Source organism: Rhodoplanes azumiensis, from assembly GCF_042682915.1.
Taxonomy (GTDB): domain Bacteria; phylum Pseudomonadota; class Alphaproteobacteria; order Rhizobiales; family Xanthobacteraceae; genus Rhodoplanes; species Rhodoplanes azumiensis.
On sequence record NZ_JBHUIW010000003.1, the window covers coordinates 14,217 to 30,072 of the forward strand.

Below are 15,856 nucleotides of genomic sequence, written 5' to 3' on the forward strand. Positions count from 1 at the left end.
CGCCGGGGAGCCAGCACAGTGCCGTCCCCGTTCGCAGCCCGATACCGCCGGACAACCGTGATCTCGCCGATGACCCAGCCGTCACCCGCGCCCCGTCCTGACGCCCCTCGTCCGGCCGCCCCTTGTCCGGCCGCCCTCGTCACCGGCGGGGCACAGCGCATCGGCCGGGCGATCGTCCGGGCGCTCGTCGACGACGGCTACGCGGTCGCGATCCATGCCCGCGCATCGGCCGGCGAGGCGGACGCGCTGTGCGCCGAGATCGCCGCCGCGGGCGGCATCGCTCGGGTCGTGGTCGCCGACCTCGCCGACCACGACGCCGTGCTTCGGCTGGTTCCGGCCGCCGTCGCGGCGGTCGGGCCGCTGACGCTGCTCGTCAACAACGCCTCCACGTTCGAGCGCGACGAGATCGGCGGGCTCGACCGGGCGCTGTTCGATCTCCACATGGCCGTCAACCTGCGAGCGCCCGTCTTTCTGGCCGAGGCGTTCGCCGGGCAGGCGCCGGGGGGCGAGGTGCCGGGGGGTGCCGACCCGTCGGTCGTCAACATCGTCGACCAGCGGGTCTACAAGCCGACCCCGCGCTTCCTCTCCTACGGCCTGAGCAAGAGCGCGCTCCACACCGCGACGACGACGCTCGCCCAGGCGCTCGCTCCGGCCGTGCGGGTCAACGCGGTCGCGCCCGGCCCGACCCTGCCGAGCCCGCGCCAGGATCTCGAAGCCTTCGCCCGCCAGGCCGCGGCCGTGCCGCTCGGCCGCGGGCCGTCACCCGAGGAGATCGCCGACGCCGTCCTCTACCTGGCGCGCGCCAGGAGCGTCACGGGCGAGACCATCGCGGTCGACGGCGGCCAGCGCCTCGCCTGGCAGACCCCGGACGCCATGGGGGTGGACGAGTAGGCCTCCCGTCGTTCTGGGGCGGCGCACTCGGGTCGGCGCTTCGCGCCGCCCGAGCACAGGCTCCGCGCCGAGCCCGGAACCTATAACCCCTGTCCGTCGTGAGCCACCGCCACAGGGCGTATGGATCCCGAGCTCGCGGACCTCGCAGGTCCGCGCCCCGGGATGACCGGCCTTGGAAGAGGCGCCCTGATCCCGACACGGACTGCTACGAAGAGGGGCCGAATCGCCCCCATATGACCCCCATGCAGAAGTCCCCCCGAAACCTCGACCCCGATCTCGACCCCGGCCCGGAGACCGACGACGAGGCCGAGGCGACGCTGCCCGAGCTGCCGGACCCGGAGAGCGAGGCGGCGCTGCCCGAGGCCGATGCCGGCACGCTGGCGGCCGGCCGTGACGTGATCGCGCGGCACGCCAAGCTGGCCCCGGCGGCGCCCGGCGTCTACCGGATGATCGGGGCGGGCGGCGAGATCCTCTATGTCGGCAAGGCCAAGGACATCCGCCGCCGCGTCGTCTCCTACACGCGGCCGACCGGCCTGTCCGCCCGCATCGCCCGGATGATCGCCGCGACGGTGGCGATGGAGTTCGTCTCGACCGCCACCGAGACCGAGGCGCTGCTGCTCGAGGCGAACCTGATCAAGCGCCTGCGGCCGCGCTTCAACGTGTTGCTGCGCGACGACAAGTCGTTCCCCTACATTCTCATCGCCGAGGACGGGCTGCCGGCGCAGATCTGCAAGCACCGCGGCGCCCGCAACCGCAAGGGCGCGTATTTCGGGCCGTTCGCGGCCGTCAACGCCGTCAACCGCACCATCACGGCACTGCAACGCGCCTTCCTGCTGCGCTCCTGCACGGATGCCGTCTACGAGAGCCGCACGAGGCCCTGCCTCCTGCACCAGATCAAGCGCTGCGCGGCGCCCTGCACGGGCGAGATTTCGCGGGACGATTACGCCGTGCTGGTCGGCGAGGCGAAGGCGTTCCTGTCCGGCAAGAGCCGAGCCGTGAAGGAGGAGCTGGCGACCGAGATGGAGGCGGCGGCGGCCGACCTCGATTTCGAGCGCGCCGCGGTGCTGCGCGACCGCCTCGCCGCGATGGCGGCCGTGCAGTCGCACCAGGGCATCAATCCGCGCGGCGTCGAGGAGGCCGACGTCTTCGCCATCCACCAGGAGGGCGGCTTCTCCTGCGTCGAGGTGTTCTTCTTCCGGGCCGGCCAGAACTGGGGCAACCGCGCCTACTTCCCCAAGGCCGACCGCACCCTCTCGCCGGAGGCCGTGCTCGCCGCCTTCCTGGCCCAGTTCTACGACGACAAGCCGGTGCCGCGGCTGGTGCTGCTGTCGCACGACGTCGAGGAGGGCCGCCTGCTGGCCGAAGCCCTTTCGCTCAAGGCCGGCCGCAAGGTCGAGGTGAGCGTGCCGCGGCGCGGCGAGAAGAAGGAGCTGGTCGACCACGCGGCGTCCAACGCCCGCGAGGCGCTGGGGCGAAAGCTCGCCGAGACGGCCTCGCAGCAGCGCCTCCTGCAGGCCCTGGCCGAGACCTTCGGGCTCCCGAGAACGCCGCGCCGGGTCGAGGTCTACGACAACAGCCACATCCAGGGCTCGAACCCGGTCGGCGTCATGGTGGTGGCCGGGCCGGAGGGCTTCCGCAAGAGCCAGTACCGCAAGTTCAACATCCGTGCGACCGACCTCGCCCCCGGCGACGACTACGGCATGATGCGCGAGGTGCTGGAGCGAAGGTTCAAGCGGCTGCTGGGGCAGGGGACTCGGGCGGAGGCGGGCGCGGAGCCGAAGGTCGACGACGGGAATGCTGGTGATGGGACCGCGGCGCCGGTTGCCCCTCTCCCCGCGCGCGGGGAGAGGGTGGCTCGCCTCGAAGAGGCGAGTCGGGTGAGGGGGCCTCTCGGGGATACGGAGGCGCCCCCTCACCCGGATTCGGCGCTGGACGCGCCGAATCCGACCTCTTTGGCGCGGCAAGTGCCGCGCCCCCGCGCGCGGGGAGAGGTGAACGAGGGCGAGCCCCCCGATCCCGACACCGACCCGGCCGAATCGCCCTGGCCGGATCTCGTGATCATCGACGGCGGGCCGGGGCAGCTCGCCGCCGCGACCGCCACTCTGGCGGGGCTGGGCATAACCGGGGTGCCGCTGGTCTCGATCGCCAAGGGGCCGGACCGCGACGCCGGGCGCGAGCACTTCCACATGGTCGGGCGGGAGCCGTTCCGCCTCGCGCCGCGCGACCCGGTGCTCTATTTCATTCAGCGGCTGCGCGACGAGGCGCACCGGTTCGCGATCGGCTCGCACCGGGCGCGGCGCAAGCGCGACATCCGCGAGGCCGGGCTGCAGGAGATCCCGGGTGTCGGGCCGGCCCGCAAGCGCGCGCTTCTGCGCCACTTCGGCACTCTCAAGGCGATCGAGCGCGCCGCGCCGACCGATCTCGTCCAGGTGCCGGGGATCAGCGACGAGACGGCCCGGCGGATCTACGATTTTTTCCACGATTCGGCCGGCCGAGGCTGACCTGCGCCCGGGAGGCTGTTAGAGGACGACGCCACAGGTTATCTTCAGCCCCATGGATATCGCGACCTCGCGCCCCCTGCCGGCCCGGCCCTACTCGCTGCCGAATCTGCTCACCTACGGGCGGATCGCCGCGGTGCCGCTGGTCGTCGCCTGCATGTACGGCCAGATCATCCTCGAAGGCGGCGTCTGGCTGCGCTGGGTCGCCCTCGCCCTCTACGTCACGGCCGCCGTCACCGACTTCTTCGACGGCTGGCTGGCGCGCAGCTGGGGCCAGCAGTCGAGCTTCGGCCGCATGCTCGACCCGATCGCCGACAAGCTCCTGGTGTCGTCCTGCCTGCTGATGCTGGCGGCCGACCACACCATCTACGGCTGGTCGCTGTGGGCCGCCATCATCATCCTGTGCCGCGAGATCCTGGTCTCCGGCCTGCGCGAGTACCTGGCCGAGCTGCAGGTTCCGGTGCCGGTGACCCGGCTCGCCAAATGGAAGACGGTGCTCCAGCTGGTCGCCATCGGCTTCCTGCTGGCCGGCGACGCCGGAGACGACTGGGCCGCCTCCACGGCCTATCTCGGATTCCCGGTCGTCACCTTCACGGGGCTGACGCTCCTGTGGGTGTCGGCGCTGCTGACCCTCTACACCGGTTACGACTACTTCCGCGCCGGCCTGCATCACCTGATCGACGAGTGAGCATGAAGGTTCTCTACTTCGCCTGGGTGCGCGAGCGGATCGGACGGGCCGAGGAGGAGGTCGATCCGCCGGCCGAGGTCACGACCGTCGCGGCGCTGATGGACTGGCTCGCCGGCCGCGGCGAGGAGTACGCCCATGCCTTCGAGAACCGCCGCGTCATCCGCGCCGCCCTCGACCAGGCCCATGCCCGCCCCGAGACCCCGATCGCCGGTGCCCGCGAGATCGCCTTCTTCCCGCCGATGACGGGGGGGTGAGGGCACACGACGAACGCCGCTCGTCCCCGCGAAGGCGGGGATCCAGAGCCGCCAGCACCGTCCTCGCCGCTCTGGATTCCCGCTTTCGGGGAAATGAGCGGAGGGTCGGGGGCGGCCCGCGCCCACCCTTCGGACCGAGGTGTGCCGAATGACCGTCCGCATCCAGCGCGAGCCCTTCGACGCCGCCGCCGAGGCGAAGGCGCTGACCGCCGGGCGCACCGACATCGGCGCCGTCGTGACCTTCACGGGCATTTGCCGCGGCGCCGACGACGGTCGGCCGGTCGCGGCGCTGACGCTCGAGCACTATCCCGGCATGGCCGAGGCCGAGATCGAGCGCCATGTCGCGGCGGCCGAGGGCCGCTGGCCGCTGATGGGCGTCACCGTGATCCACCGGTTCGGCCGCATGGAGCCGGGCGACGACATCGTGCTGGTCGTCACCGCGGCGTCGCACCGTGGCGACGCCTTCGCGGCGGCCGAGTTCCTGATGGACTATCTCAAGACCCGCGCGCCCTTCTGGAAGAAGGAGGAGCGCCCCGGCGAGACCGGCTGGGTTGCCGCCCGGGACGCCGACGACACCGCCGCGGCCCGCTGGGAGGCCGGCGCGGAGCGGACGTAGCGCCGCCGGGCGCCAGGAGACGGCCGTAGCTCTGTCCCGTCCTCCGTCGTCCCGGGGCGGCGCGCCAGCGCCGAGCCCGGGATCCATATCCCTGTTTCTCGTGAGCCACCAGCACCGGGAGTATGGATTCCGGGCTCGCGGACCTGCGGTCCGCGCCCCGGAATGATGGACTATGCGCACCCCGCCGAAACGCGAAGGCGGCGGTTGACGCACGTCAAGGTGTTGCACTGCGAGAGGCGCCAGATGGCCGCAACGGGGGGCCGTCATGAGCGACGACAGGCAGAAGCTGGCCGGGCTGCTCCTCGGGGCGCTGGGCGTCGTCTACGGCGACATCGGAACGAGCCCGCTCTACGCCCTGCGCGAGACCTTCGCCGGACACCATCCGATTCCGGTCACGCCCGAGAACGTGTTCGGCGTGCTGTCGCTGGTGTTCTGGACCGTGATGCTGCTCGTCACGGTCAAGTACGTGCTGATCATCATGCGGGCCGACAACCACGGCGAGGGCGGCAGCCTCGCGCTGCTGGCGCTGGTCACCGACCTCACCCGCGGCATGCGGGTGTCGCGCCCGCTGATGCTGCTCGGCATCTTCGCGGCGGCGCTGTTCTACGGCGACAGCATGATCACGCCGGCCATCTCGGTGCTCAGTGCCGTCGAGGGCCTCGAGGTGATCGCGCCCGAGCTCGAATCCTATGTGGTCCCGGTCACGACCGTGGTGCTGGCCGGGCTGTTCTTGCTGCAGAAGAAGGGCACCGGCGCGGTCGGCATGCTGTTCGGCCCGATCATGCTGATCTGGTTCGCCGTGCTGGCCGTGCTCGGCGTCATCAACATCCTGGCGCATCCGGGCGTGCTCGCCGCACTGTCGCCCGGCTACGCGGCCGCCTTCGTCACCGGCCACCCGCTCGCCGGCTTCTTCGCCCTCGGCTCCGTCGTCCTGGCCGTCACCGGAGGTGAAGCGCTCTACACCGACATGGGCCATTTCGGCCGCTTCCCGATTCGGCTCACCTGGTTCACCTTCGTCATGCCGGCCCTGATGCTGAACTATCTGGGGCAGGGTGCGCTGCTGCTCGACAATCCGGCCGCGGTGACGAACCCGTTCTACAGGCTGGTGCCGGACTGGGCCGTGGCACCGCTGATCATCCTCGCGACGCTCGCCACCGTGATCGCCTCGCAGGCCGTGATCTCCGGCGCCTTCTCGGTGGCGCGGCAGGCCGTGCAGCTCGGCCTCCTGCCGCGCATGACCATCGTCCACACCTCGGGCGCCGAGAAGGGTCAGATCTACGTGCCCTTCACCAACTGGACGCTGGTGATCGCCGTCATCGCGCTGGTCGTCGGCTTCCAGTCGTCGAGCAATCTCGCCGCCGCCTACGGCATCGCCGTCACCGGCACCATGATGATCGACACCGTGCTGGTCGCCTTCGTGATGCTGTATCTGTGGAAGTGGCCGCGCCTCCTGGTGGTCGTGCTGATCGGCGGCCTGCTGGCGGTCGATGTCGCGTTCTTCTCGGCCAACTTCATCAAGGTGACGCAGGGCGGCTGGTTCTCGCTGTTCATCGCCTTCCTGTCGTTCACGGTGCTGACCACCTGGCGGCGCGGCCGCGAGCTGGTGCGCAACCAGCTCTCCCGCCAGTCGGTGCCGCTCGACGCCGTGATGCGCTCGCTCGGGCCCGACATCTCGCGGGCCAAGGGCACGGCCGTGTTCATGACCTCGACGTCCGACGGCGTGCCGGCCGCGCTCCTGCACAACGTCAAGCACAACCAGACCGTCCACCAGCGGGTGATGCTGGTGACCGTGAAGACGGCCGATGCGCCCTATGTGGCGGAGGCGGAGCGCGGCACCGTGACGGCGCTGGGCGACGGCTTCTGGCGGATCCTGATCCGCTTCGGCTTCATGGAGACGCCGGACGTGCCGGCGGCGCTCGCCGGCCTCGCCGACAAGGGCGTCGTGCTCGACCCGATGAAGACGTCCTATTTCCTCAGCCGCGACACCATCGTGCCGAGCCTGCAGCCCGGCATGGCGGTGTGGCGCGAGCGCCTGTTCGCCTTCATGGCGCTGAACGCGACGCGCGCCACCGTGTTCTTCAAGATCCCGACCGAGCGGGTGGTGGAGCTGGGGACACAGCTGGAGATTTGAGCAAGAGCGGCGCAGCGCGAAATCCCTCTCCCCGCGCGCGGGGAGAAGGTGGCTCGCCGCGACAGCGGCGAGACGGGTGAGGGGGCGCTTCCGTAGGGCAGAGACTCGCGCAAGCCCAGATTCGCGAAAGCTCAGACTCGCGGCGGCGCCCCCTCACCCGACATCCGCGCTGACGCGCGAATGTCGACCTTTCCCCGCATGCGGGGAGAGGTGAAGGGAGCGCGCGCACGCCGTCTCACGCCGCGGCGGCGGCGCCCTTGGGCTGGGTCTCGGCCGTGTAGTCGTCCATCAGCTGCTTGGTGATCTGGCCCGGCGTGAAGCGCCAGTCGGCGATCTCGGCGACCGCCGTCACCTCGGCGGCCGAGCCGGTGATGAAGCACTCGGTGAAGCCGGTCAGCTCGTCCGGCATGATGCGGCGCTCGACCACCTCGATGCCGCGGCGCTTGGCCAGCTCGATCACGGTCTGGCGGGTGAGACCGTCGAGGAAGCAGTCGGCGGTCGGTGTGTGGATGACGCCGTCCTTGGTGAAGAAGATGTTGGCGCCCGTGCACTCGGCGACGCGGCCCTGCCAGTCGAGCATCATGGCGTCGGCATAGCCGCGCCGCTCCGCCCGGTGCTTGCTGATCGTGCAGATCATGTAGAGGCCGGCCGCCTTGGCGGTCGACGGCGCCGTCTTCGGGTCGGGCCGGCGATACTCGGCGAGATCCAGGCGAATGCCCTTCAGTCGCTCCTCCGGATTGAAGTAGCTCGGCCACTGCCAGGCCGCGATGGCGAGGTGGATCGTGTTGGTCTGCGCCGACACGCCCATCATCTCCGAGCCGCGCCAGGCGATCGGCCGCACATAGGCGTCGCGGAAGCCGTTCTTCTCGATGACCAGGCGCTTGGCCGCGTCGATCTCGGCGACCGACCACGGGATCTCGAAATCGAGGATGCTCGCGGAGCGCCGCAGCCGCTCCGAGTGCGCCGTGCACTTGAAGATCTCGCCCCCGTAGCAGCGCTCGCCCTCGAACACGGCGCTCGCATAGTGAAGGCCATGGGAGAGCACGTGGAGGGTCGCCTCGGTCCACGGCACCAGCTTGCCGTCGTACCAGATGACCCCGTCGAACTTGTCGAATGAAATGCCCATGGCAGCTCTCCTGAATTCGGCGCGCCGGGCGCGCCCTGCATCGGTCGGCGCGGCGTGCGCCGATCATCCTGTCTCGACGCGCCGCGCGCGCCGTCGTCGTGTTCTCGGCGCGCGGGGCGCGCCGGGGTCGTGCCGTTGCTTTGCGTCGTGCCGGAAGTCCCGATATGGTTCGCGCGTTCATCAGACCGCGCCGGGACCGGCCTGGCAACCGTGGCAACCGGGTCGGGCGAGCACGATCGTTTCGCCAACCTGCGCATGGAAGTAACAATCAAACCGAAATATGTCAACATGGCTGACATAAATGTCCGAGCAACGCCGCCCCGCCCCCTCGGCATGGATGCGGGCACGGGGGTGGCGCCGGACGCGCCCATCTGGGACGTGATCGAGCTTTTGTACTTCGCGTACAGGGACTTCGTCGCCGACCCGGACAGCGTGCTGGCGACCTTCGGGTTCGGCCGGGCGCACCACCGGGTGCTCCATTTCGTCACCCGCAACCCCGGCCTCAAGGTCGCCGAGCTGCTCGACATCCTGCGCATCACCAAGCAGTCGCTCGCCCGCGTGCTCAAGCAGCTCGTCGACGACGGCTTCGTCGAGCAGCGCGAGGGCGAGACCGACCGCCGCCAGCGCCGCCTGTTCGCCACCGCCAAGGGCGAGGCGTTGGCCCTCAGGCTCGCCACCCAGCAGACCCGCCGGATCAGGCGGGCGCTCGCAGAGCTGGGGCCGGAGGGTCACGCGCTGGCGCGGCGCTTCCTGGTCGGCATGATCGACGCCGGCGGGCGCGAGGAGGCGCTGCACTTCGTCGACCGGGCGACGGGCGTGCCGGAGCGTCGCTGAGCGGGAGAGCGCGATGACCGAGCCGCAGCCGAGCGATCAGCCGTCGGCGCTTCCCGACGACGCGCCGCATCTGCTGGTCGTCGACGACGACCGCCGCATCCGCATGCTGCTGTCGCGCTATCTGAGCGCCGAGGGCTATCGCGTCACCACGGCGGACTCCGCCGCGGATGCCCGGGCGAAGCTCGGCGGCCTGTTCTTCGATCTCCTGATTCTCGACGTGATGATGCCGGGCGAGACCGGCTTCGAGCTCGCCCGCTCGATCCGGGCGACGTCGAGCGTGCCGATCCTGATGCTCACCGCCCGGTCCGAGAAGCAGGACCGCATCACCGGGCTCGAGATCGGCGCCGACGATTACGTGGTGAAACCGTTCGAGCCGCGCGAGCTGTCCTTGCGGGTCGCCTCGATCCTGCGGCGGACCCAGACGCCGGCGCCGGCCGCGCCGCCCGAGCAGGTGCGCTTCGGCCCGTTCGTGTTCGACGTCGGCCGCGGCGAGCTGAAGAAGGGCGACGAGATCGTCCACCTCACCGATCGGGAGCGCGAGATGCTGCGCCTGCTCGCCGCCGTGCCGGGCGACACGGTCACGCGGCTCGCGCTCGCCGGCAACGGGGCGGCCGCGGGCGAGCGCGCCGTCGACGTTCAGGTCAACCGCCTGCGCCGCAAGATCGAGACCGATCCGGCCAATCCGCTGCTGATCCAGACCGTCCGCGGCCTCGGCTACCGGCTGGTGGTGACGTGATCGGGAGCCGGCACGAGCCTGTGAGTCCGGGACGCGCGCGAAAGCGCGCGGGCCCGGAACCCATGACCCCGGTGCTGGTGGCTCGCGACACACGGGGGGTAAGGGTTCCGGGCTCGGCCCATCGGGCCGCCCCGGAACGACGGCGATCGTCTGCTGGCCCAGCCCCGGGCGCCGCGCGGCTCCCTCTCCCCAGGGGGGAGAGGGGCGGGGTGAGGGGGGCCGGGCGCCGATGGGTCCATCGTGAGGGCGGCACCCCCTCACCCGGATCTCGCGCGATCGCGCGAGATCCGACCTCTCCCCGCCGGGGAGAGGTGAGCCGAGGGCGCCGCTGCCGCCGTGCTCCAAATCACATGTCGGGCTCCCCGCTGGGGAGTGTAACCTCGCGCCGTCGCGCGGTCGTGCCATGACGACGCTCGACGTCGGCCTCGCGCGGATGCGCAGTGCCGCCGGCCGGCTCGCCGCGCCGTGGCACCGGCTCGGCCGCCTGCTCAAGGGCGTGATGCCGACCAGGCTCTACGCCCGCACGCTGCTGATCATCATCGCGCCCATGGTGATCCTGCAGTCGGTCGTCGCCTTCGTGTTCATGGAGCGCCACTGGAACACGGTGACGCGCCGCCTCTCCGCCGCCGTGACGCAGGACATCGCGGCGCTGATCGACATCTACCAGTCGTACCCGCAGGACGCCGACTACGCGACGCTGCGGCGCATCGCCCAGCAGCGGCTCGGCCTCGTCGTCGACGTGCTGCCCGGCACGGCGCTGCCGCCGGTCGGGCCGAAGCCGTTCTTCTCGCTCTTGGACCAGGCGCTGTCGCGCGAGATCAGCCTGCAGATCGGCCGGCCGTTCTGGATCGACACGGTGGGGCGCTCGTCGCTCGTCGAGATCCGCATCCAGCTCGACCGCAACGTGCTGCGCGTCTTCGCCCGGCGCAACGCCGCCTATGCGTCGAACTCCGAGATCTTCCTCCTGTGGATGGTCGGCACCTCGCTGGTCCTGATCACCATCGCGATCCTGTTCCTGCGCAACCAGATCCGCCCGATCCTGAAACTCACCGAGGCGGTCGAGAGCTTCGGCAAGGGCCGCGACGTGCCGAATTTCGGACCGCGCGGCGCCCAGGAGGTGCGACGCGCCGCGCTCGCCTTCATCGAGATGAAGCGCCGCGTCGAGCGCGCCATCGAGCAGCGCACGACGATGCTGGCCGGCGTCTCGCACGACCTGCGCACCGTGCTGACCCGGTTCAAGCTCGAGCTGGCGCTGCTCGGCGACGGGCCGGACTTCGATCCGTTGAAGAAGGACGTCGACGAGATGGCCCGCATGGTCGAGGCCTATCTCGCCTTCGCCCGCGGCGATTCCGGCGAGCAAGCGGAGCCGACCGACATGGCGGCGTTCCTCGACGAGCTGAAAGCCGACGCCGAGCGTGCCGGCCACCGCACCAGCGTCGCCTTCCACGGCCACCCGGTCGTGACGGTGCGGCCCTATGCGTTCCGCCGCTGCCTCGCCAACCTGGTGTCGAACGCGGCGCGCTATGCCGGCGAAATCGCCATCACGGGCCACCGCGACCACCGCTGGCTCACCGTCACGGTCGACGACGACGGCCCCGGCATCCCGGCGCATCAGCGCGAGGAAGTCTTCAAGCCGTTCCTGCGCCTCGACGACAGCCGCAACCAGGACGAAGGCGGCACTGGACTGGGATTGGCGATCGCCCGCGACATCGTCCGCTCCCACGGCGGCGACATCACGCTCGGCGACTCACCCCTCGGCGGGTTGCGGGCGACGGTGCGAATTCCGGTGTGAGACTTGCCGGATGCCGCAGCCCGCATCGAGCCCGCAGGTCGTGGCCCGGGCGGAGCGCAGAGACGGCGGGGACGGGCCCTGCCGCGCGGAGCGCCACCGGCGAAGGATCGCGGACGGTCCGTGCGGTGGGGATCCCGGGTTTCGCAGACTCGACCCGGGCTAAAGCTCCGAGATCTCCACCGATCCGGCTAGCCTGCATGTCCGCTATGCAGAGTCCGAATCAATCCGTGCCACTACGCTCGTTTTCCGTGCAGCGTGCACGTCATTTGGGCCAGGCATACGCGAACGACCATCCGCTCTCCCGCATCGGCCGTCGTCCTCGCCGCGCCCGACCCATTGGAGAGCACGATGAAGCAGCACGACAAGTTGTTGCTGGGGTTCGTCCTCGGCGTGACGTTCGGCCTGATCGGCTATTACTGGCTGCCGGCCAAGGACTTCCCGGTCATGACCACGTTCAGCGAGGTCATGACCTTCGTCGGCGCGACCTTCCTGCGCCTGATCTTCATGGTGGTGGTGCCGCTGATCCTGTCGGCCCTGATGCTCGGCACCATGGAGCTCGGCAAGGGGGCCGGCCTCGGCAAGGTCGCCGGGCGGTCGCTCCTCTTCACCATCCTCTTGAGCGGCACCTCGGTCGTCATCGCCGTGGTGATCACCAACATCCTGAAGCCCGGCGCCGGGCTCGTCTTCGACAAGGTGGCGCTCGCCCAGAACGCCGGCGTCCTGTCGATCCAGAAGAACGCCATGGCGACCCAGGCGAAGCCCTGGTACCAGTACTTCGTCGACCTCTTGCCGCAGAACCCGATCGACTCGGCCGCCCGCGCCTTCTCGGGCGAGATCGTCGCCGTGATGGTGTTCGCGCTGTTCTTCGGCTGGGCGCTCTCCCGCGTCATCCAGTCGGACGACCATCCGACCAAGCAGGTGCTCGAGTCGATCTTCCAGGCCTGCATGAAGATCATCGGGCTCGCCATGGTGATCGCGCCCTACGCGATCTTCGGCATCGTGTTCAACACGGCCTACCGGATGGGTGCCGGCTTCCTCGGCAACGTCGCCTACTACGCGCTCGTCGTCGTCATCGGCCTCCTGCTGCAGTTCTTCGTCGTCTACGCCCTGTTCATCTGGGGCGTCGCGCGCACCAACCCGTTCCGCTTCTTCGCCCAGTGCAAGGAGGTCTATCTCTACGCCTTCACCACGGCGTCCTCCAACGCGACGCTGCCGGTCGCGATGGCCTGCGGCGAGGAGATCCTGAAGCTGCCGCCCAAGATCGTCCGTTTCGTCCTCACCATCGGGGCGTCGGCGAACCAGAACGGCTCCGCCCTGTTCGAGGGCGTCACCGTGATCTTCCTGGCGCAGGTGTTCGGCATCGACCTCACCATCGGCCAGCAGGTCATCGTGGTGCTGATGTCGATGCTGGCCGGCGTCGGCACGGCCGGCGTGCCGGGCGGCGCGCTGCCGCTGATCGTCGTCGTGATGGTGCAGGTCGGCATCCCGCCGGAGGGCATCGGCCTCGTGCTCGGCGTCGATCGCTTCCTCGACATGTGCCGCACCACGCTCAATGTCGGCGGCGACCTCGTCATCGCCAAGCTGGTGACCGCCTCGGTCGACGCGAAGACGCTCGCGGCGCTCAACGACGAAGAGGCGTCCATGAAGGCGGCCTGACCGCCGGCTGCGGCTCCGCCCGTCGCGCAAGACCCTGCCCGCAACGAGAAAGCTCCCCCGGACGGCCGTCCGGGGGAGCTTTCGTTTTCGTCGTGATCAGATGCGCCGGGTCAGCGGCCTGCCCGGCCCGCCCGGGCGGCGCGGGCGACCGGGCGCTCGGGGCGGGGAGCGGTGGCGACCGCCACGGCCGGGGTCGGGCGCGCCGCGGGACGCGGCCGGTTCCACCAGGTCGCGAACCAGCGGGCGACGGCGAGCAGGACTGCGGCGCCGATCAGGGCCGCCGCGGCGGTCGCGGCCGGGCCGAGGCCCGCGCCCCCCTTCGCCTGGAGCAGCCAGACGCCGTCGAAGGCGCCGAAGATGCCGACCACGGCGTCACCGGCGAGGCCGAAGCCCGGCGCCACGCCGGCGTGCTCGGCCTTCCAGGCGGCGAGGCCGCCGGCGATCACGATGATGAGAAGCGTCGTCAGCGACAGGTCCACGGGCAGGGGCAGGCTCATCTCGTCTCCTCGGGTCGGTGCGCGATCGGCTCGTCGGCGACGGCGACGGCGACGGCGGCGCGTGTCGCGCCGGTCGTCGTCACGTCGCGTCCGTCACACCGCGACGGCGGCGTCGCCGTCGAGGTCGGCCGGGCGCGCCGGCCGCGGGCGCCGGCGGCTGCCGCAGCCCGGGATCAGGCCGCACACCCGATCGAGCACGCCGGTGAGCTGCTGGCCGCGGCCGAGCGCACGGTCGAGCGCCGCCATGGTGCGGGCGTGGCCCGGCTCGTCGTCGTCCAGGAAGGTCGACATCACGTTGGCGTAGAGGAGCGCCAGCCCCTGGGCGCGGATCAGCCCGGTCGGGCCGGCGGCGCGGATCTCGGCGCCGGCCAGCATCCACTGCATCGCGTTGACGGCGAAGTTGTTGAGCGCGAGCGCCAGCGGCGGGTTGGTGCGGGCCGACTGCAGGAGCGAGCGGATCGCGCCCTTGTACGGGGCGAGCGCCTCGAAGCGCCGCATCAGCACGTCGAACAGCCGCTCGCGGGTCGGCTCGTCCGACATGTCGTCCTGGTCGCCGTTCAGAACCTCGCGATCGATCTCCTTGATGTGCGCGGCGAGGATCGCGAGCTTGCCGGAGAACTGGCCGCGCAGCTCGGCGAGCGAGACGCCGGCCCGGGCCGCGATGTCGCGCAAGCCGATCGTCTCGTAGGGCTGCTCGGCGAGCAGCGCCATGAACGCCTCGATCACTTTTCCGCGTGGCGTCCCGATGCGACCCGGGGCCTTGCCGGCGCCGGCCTGGCCGGTCGCGCCGCCGCTCTGTCGCCCGCCGCTCTCGGGGGTGTCCTCGATGCCGTCGTCGCTCGCGGGGGGACCGGGCTTGCGCGCCATGGGCTGCTCCTCTGGCTCGAAATGGCTCCCGAACCATGTAATTCCCCGGAGGGACGGGTGCCAGGGGCGTGCTGCGGCGCGACGTCTCACCCTGCGAGCGCCGCGCCCGTCAGCCGGCCAGCTCGCGCGAGCGGCGGGTCGCGGCGGCGATCGCTTTCTCCATCAGGGGATCGAGGCCGTCCGCGGCCATCAGCACGTCGAGGGCGGCCGCCGTGGTGCCGCCCGGCGAGGTGACGTTCCGGCGCAGCGTCGCGGCGTCCTGGGGCGAGCGGAACAGGAGCTCGCCGGCGCCCGCCACCGTCTCGCGGGCGATCCTCTCGGCCAGCGCGGCCGGCAGCCCGGCGGCGACGCCCGCCCGCGCCAAGCTCTCGGCCAGGAGGAACACATAAGCCGGTCCCGAGCCCGACACAGCCGTGACGGCGTCGATCAGCGCCTCGTCGTCGACCCAGTCGACCTTGCCGGTGGCGCCGAGCAGGTTCTGGGCGAGCGTCCGGCCGGCCTCGCTCACGGCGGCGTTGGCGACCGCGACCGTCATGCCGCGGCCGATGGCGGCCGGCGTGTTGGGCATCGCCCGCACGGCGGCCGTGCCGGGCCCGAACACCTGCTCGAGGAAGCCGAGCGTCTTGCCGGCCATGATCGAGATCATCACGGCGCCGGATGCGGCGAGCCCCTGCAGCGGCGGCAGCGCCGCCGGCGCCACCTGTGGCTTGACCGCGAGCACCACGGCCTCGGGCTTCAGCCCGGTCGGATCCGGATTGAGCCGCAGCCCCGAGATCGCCTGCGCGGCCATCTCGGGCGACGGTTGCGGCTCCAGCACGACGATTTTTCGCGGGTCGAGCCCGAGCCGCAGCCAGCCGTCGAGCAGCGCGCCACCCATCTTGCCGGCCCCGACCAGCACGATCGGTCCCTTCAGGCCGGCGAGCGCGCTCTTGGACGCGCCGGCGCCGCTCTTGGATCCTCCGGCGGCGGTCGCGGCGGGCATGGTGTCGGGCTTGCGCTGGGGCATGGCTTCAAGAACCTCTGGGACTTCGGCGGCTCTGGCGGCGCGCCGGAAACACGTTGACCGCCGGCCGGGGCTTCGTCCACAACCCGACCCATCGGTCCCGGACCGCTCGATCGGACACTCTCGGCCGCTTGGCAAGCCATCCGTTCGCGCGCGCCCGGGCGACATGACGAACATCGACGCGAGACATCGCGGGACTCATCGACGCCGACCATCGGCGCCGACCATCGGCGCGGACCATCGGCGCCGATCATCGGCGCGGGACAT

At 71.0% G+C, this 15,856-nt stretch carries 14 protein-coding genes; 10 read left to right on the plus strand and 4 right to left on the minus strand.

From position 1 onward, the window contains the following. Positions 1–69 precede the first annotated feature (69 nt). The 6 genes from ACFSOX_RS03690 to ACFSOX_RS03715 all read left to right on the plus strand — a co-directional run bounded on the left by ACFSOX_RS03690 (position 70) and on the right by ACFSOX_RS03715 (position 7,078). Positions 70–891: an SDR family oxidoreductase gene (locus ACFSOX_RS03690; protein WP_378476437.1), complete on the plus strand. Its 822-nt coding sequence runs from the start codon at positions 70–72 to the stop codon at positions 889–891. 242 nt (positions 892–1,133) lie between these two features. Beyond that, positions 1,134–3,392 (plus strand): excinuclease ABC subunit UvrC, encoded by a 2,259-nt coding sequence (gene uvrC, locus ACFSOX_RS03695; protein WP_378476438.1) that lies wholly within the window; start codon positions 1,134–1,136, stop codon positions 3,390–3,392. 52 nt (positions 3,393–3,444) lie between these two features. Then, positions 3,445–4,077, plus strand: a complete 633-nt coding sequence (gene pgsA, locus ACFSOX_RS03700; RefSeq protein ID WP_378476439.1) for a CDP-diacylglycerol--glycerol-3-phosphate 3-phosphatidyltransferase — start codon at positions 3,445–3,447, stop codon at positions 4,075–4,077. A gap of 2 nt (positions 4,078–4,079) precedes the next feature. Then, positions 4,080–4,331, plus strand: a complete 252-nt coding sequence (gene moaD, locus ACFSOX_RS03705) for a molybdopterin converting factor subunit 1 (RefSeq protein WP_378476440.1) — start codon at positions 4,080–4,082, stop codon at positions 4,329–4,331. A gap of 148 nt (positions 4,332–4,479) precedes the next feature. After that, positions 4,480–4,947, plus strand: a complete 468-nt coding sequence (locus ACFSOX_RS03710; protein WP_378476441.1) for a molybdenum cofactor biosynthesis protein MoaE — start codon at positions 4,480–4,482, stop codon at positions 4,945–4,947. Between the two features lie 265 nt (positions 4,948–5,212). Next, positions 5,213–7,078, plus strand: a complete 1,866-nt coding sequence (locus ACFSOX_RS03715) for a potassium transporter Kup (RefSeq protein ID WP_378476442.1) — start codon at positions 5,213–5,215, stop codon at positions 7,076–7,078. A 235-nt stretch (positions 7,079–7,313) separates the two neighbouring features. Here the strand turns inward: ACFSOX_RS03715 and ACFSOX_RS03720 are convergent, their stop codons facing one another. Next, on the minus strand, positions 7,314–8,204 hold the full coding sequence (locus ACFSOX_RS03720; protein WP_378476443.1) for a branched-chain amino acid aminotransferase: 891 nt from the start codon (positions 8,202–8,204) through the stop codon (positions 7,314–7,316). Positions 8,205–8,492: 288 nt separating this feature from the next. Between ACFSOX_RS03720 and ACFSOX_RS03725 the strand changes: the two genes are divergently transcribed. The 4 genes from ACFSOX_RS03725 (at position 8,493) to ACFSOX_RS03740 (ending at position 13,222) form a co-directional block, all read left to right on the plus strand. Then, positions 8,493–9,038, plus strand: a complete 546-nt coding sequence (locus ACFSOX_RS03725) for a MarR family winged helix-turn-helix transcriptional regulator (RefSeq protein ID WP_378476444.1) — start codon at positions 8,493–8,495, stop codon at positions 9,036–9,038. A 13-nt stretch (positions 9,039–9,051) separates the two neighbouring features. Then, positions 9,052–9,774 (plus strand): response regulator, encoded by a 723-nt coding sequence (locus ACFSOX_RS03730; RefSeq protein WP_378476445.1) that lies wholly within the window; start codon positions 9,052–9,054, stop codon positions 9,772–9,774. A gap of 403 nt (positions 9,775–10,177) precedes the next feature. After that, positions 10,178–11,566 carry an ATP-binding protein gene (locus tag ACFSOX_RS03735; RefSeq protein ID WP_378476446.1) on the plus strand — a complete coding sequence of 463 codons (1,389 nt, stop codon included), beginning with the start codon at positions 10,178–10,180 and terminating at the stop codon, positions 11,564–11,566. A 348-nt stretch (positions 11,567–11,914) separates the two neighbouring features. Then, positions 11,915–13,222 carry a dicarboxylate/amino acid:cation symporter gene (locus ACFSOX_RS03740; RefSeq protein ID WP_378476447.1) on the plus strand — a complete coding sequence of 436 codons (1,308 nt, stop codon included), beginning with the start codon at positions 11,915–11,917 and terminating at the stop codon, positions 13,220–13,222. A gap of 110 nt (positions 13,223–13,332) precedes the next feature. On the opposite strand, the gene ACFSOX_RS03745 is transcribed toward ACFSOX_RS03740, so the two are convergent. The 3 genes from ACFSOX_RS03745 to proC form a co-directional block, all read right to left on the minus strand. Then, entirely contained in the window at positions 13,333–13,719 is a 387-nt protein-coding gene (locus tag ACFSOX_RS03745) for a GlsB/YeaQ/YmgE family stress response membrane protein (protein ID WP_378476448.1), read from the minus strand. A 93-nt stretch (positions 13,720–13,812) separates the two neighbouring features. Further along, the gene (locus tag ACFSOX_RS03750; protein WP_378476449.1) at positions 13,813–14,586 is read right to left on the minus strand and encodes a TetR family transcriptional regulator; all 774 of its coding nucleotides are present in this window, start codon (positions 14,584–14,586) and stop codon (positions 13,813–13,815) included. Positions 14,587–14,695: 109 nt separating this feature from the next. Next, entirely contained in the window at positions 14,696–15,568 is an 873-nt protein-coding gene (gene proC / locus ACFSOX_RS03755) for a pyrroline-5-carboxylate reductase (protein ID WP_378476716.1), read from the minus strand. Between the last annotated feature and the right edge of the window lie 288 nt (positions 15,569–15,856).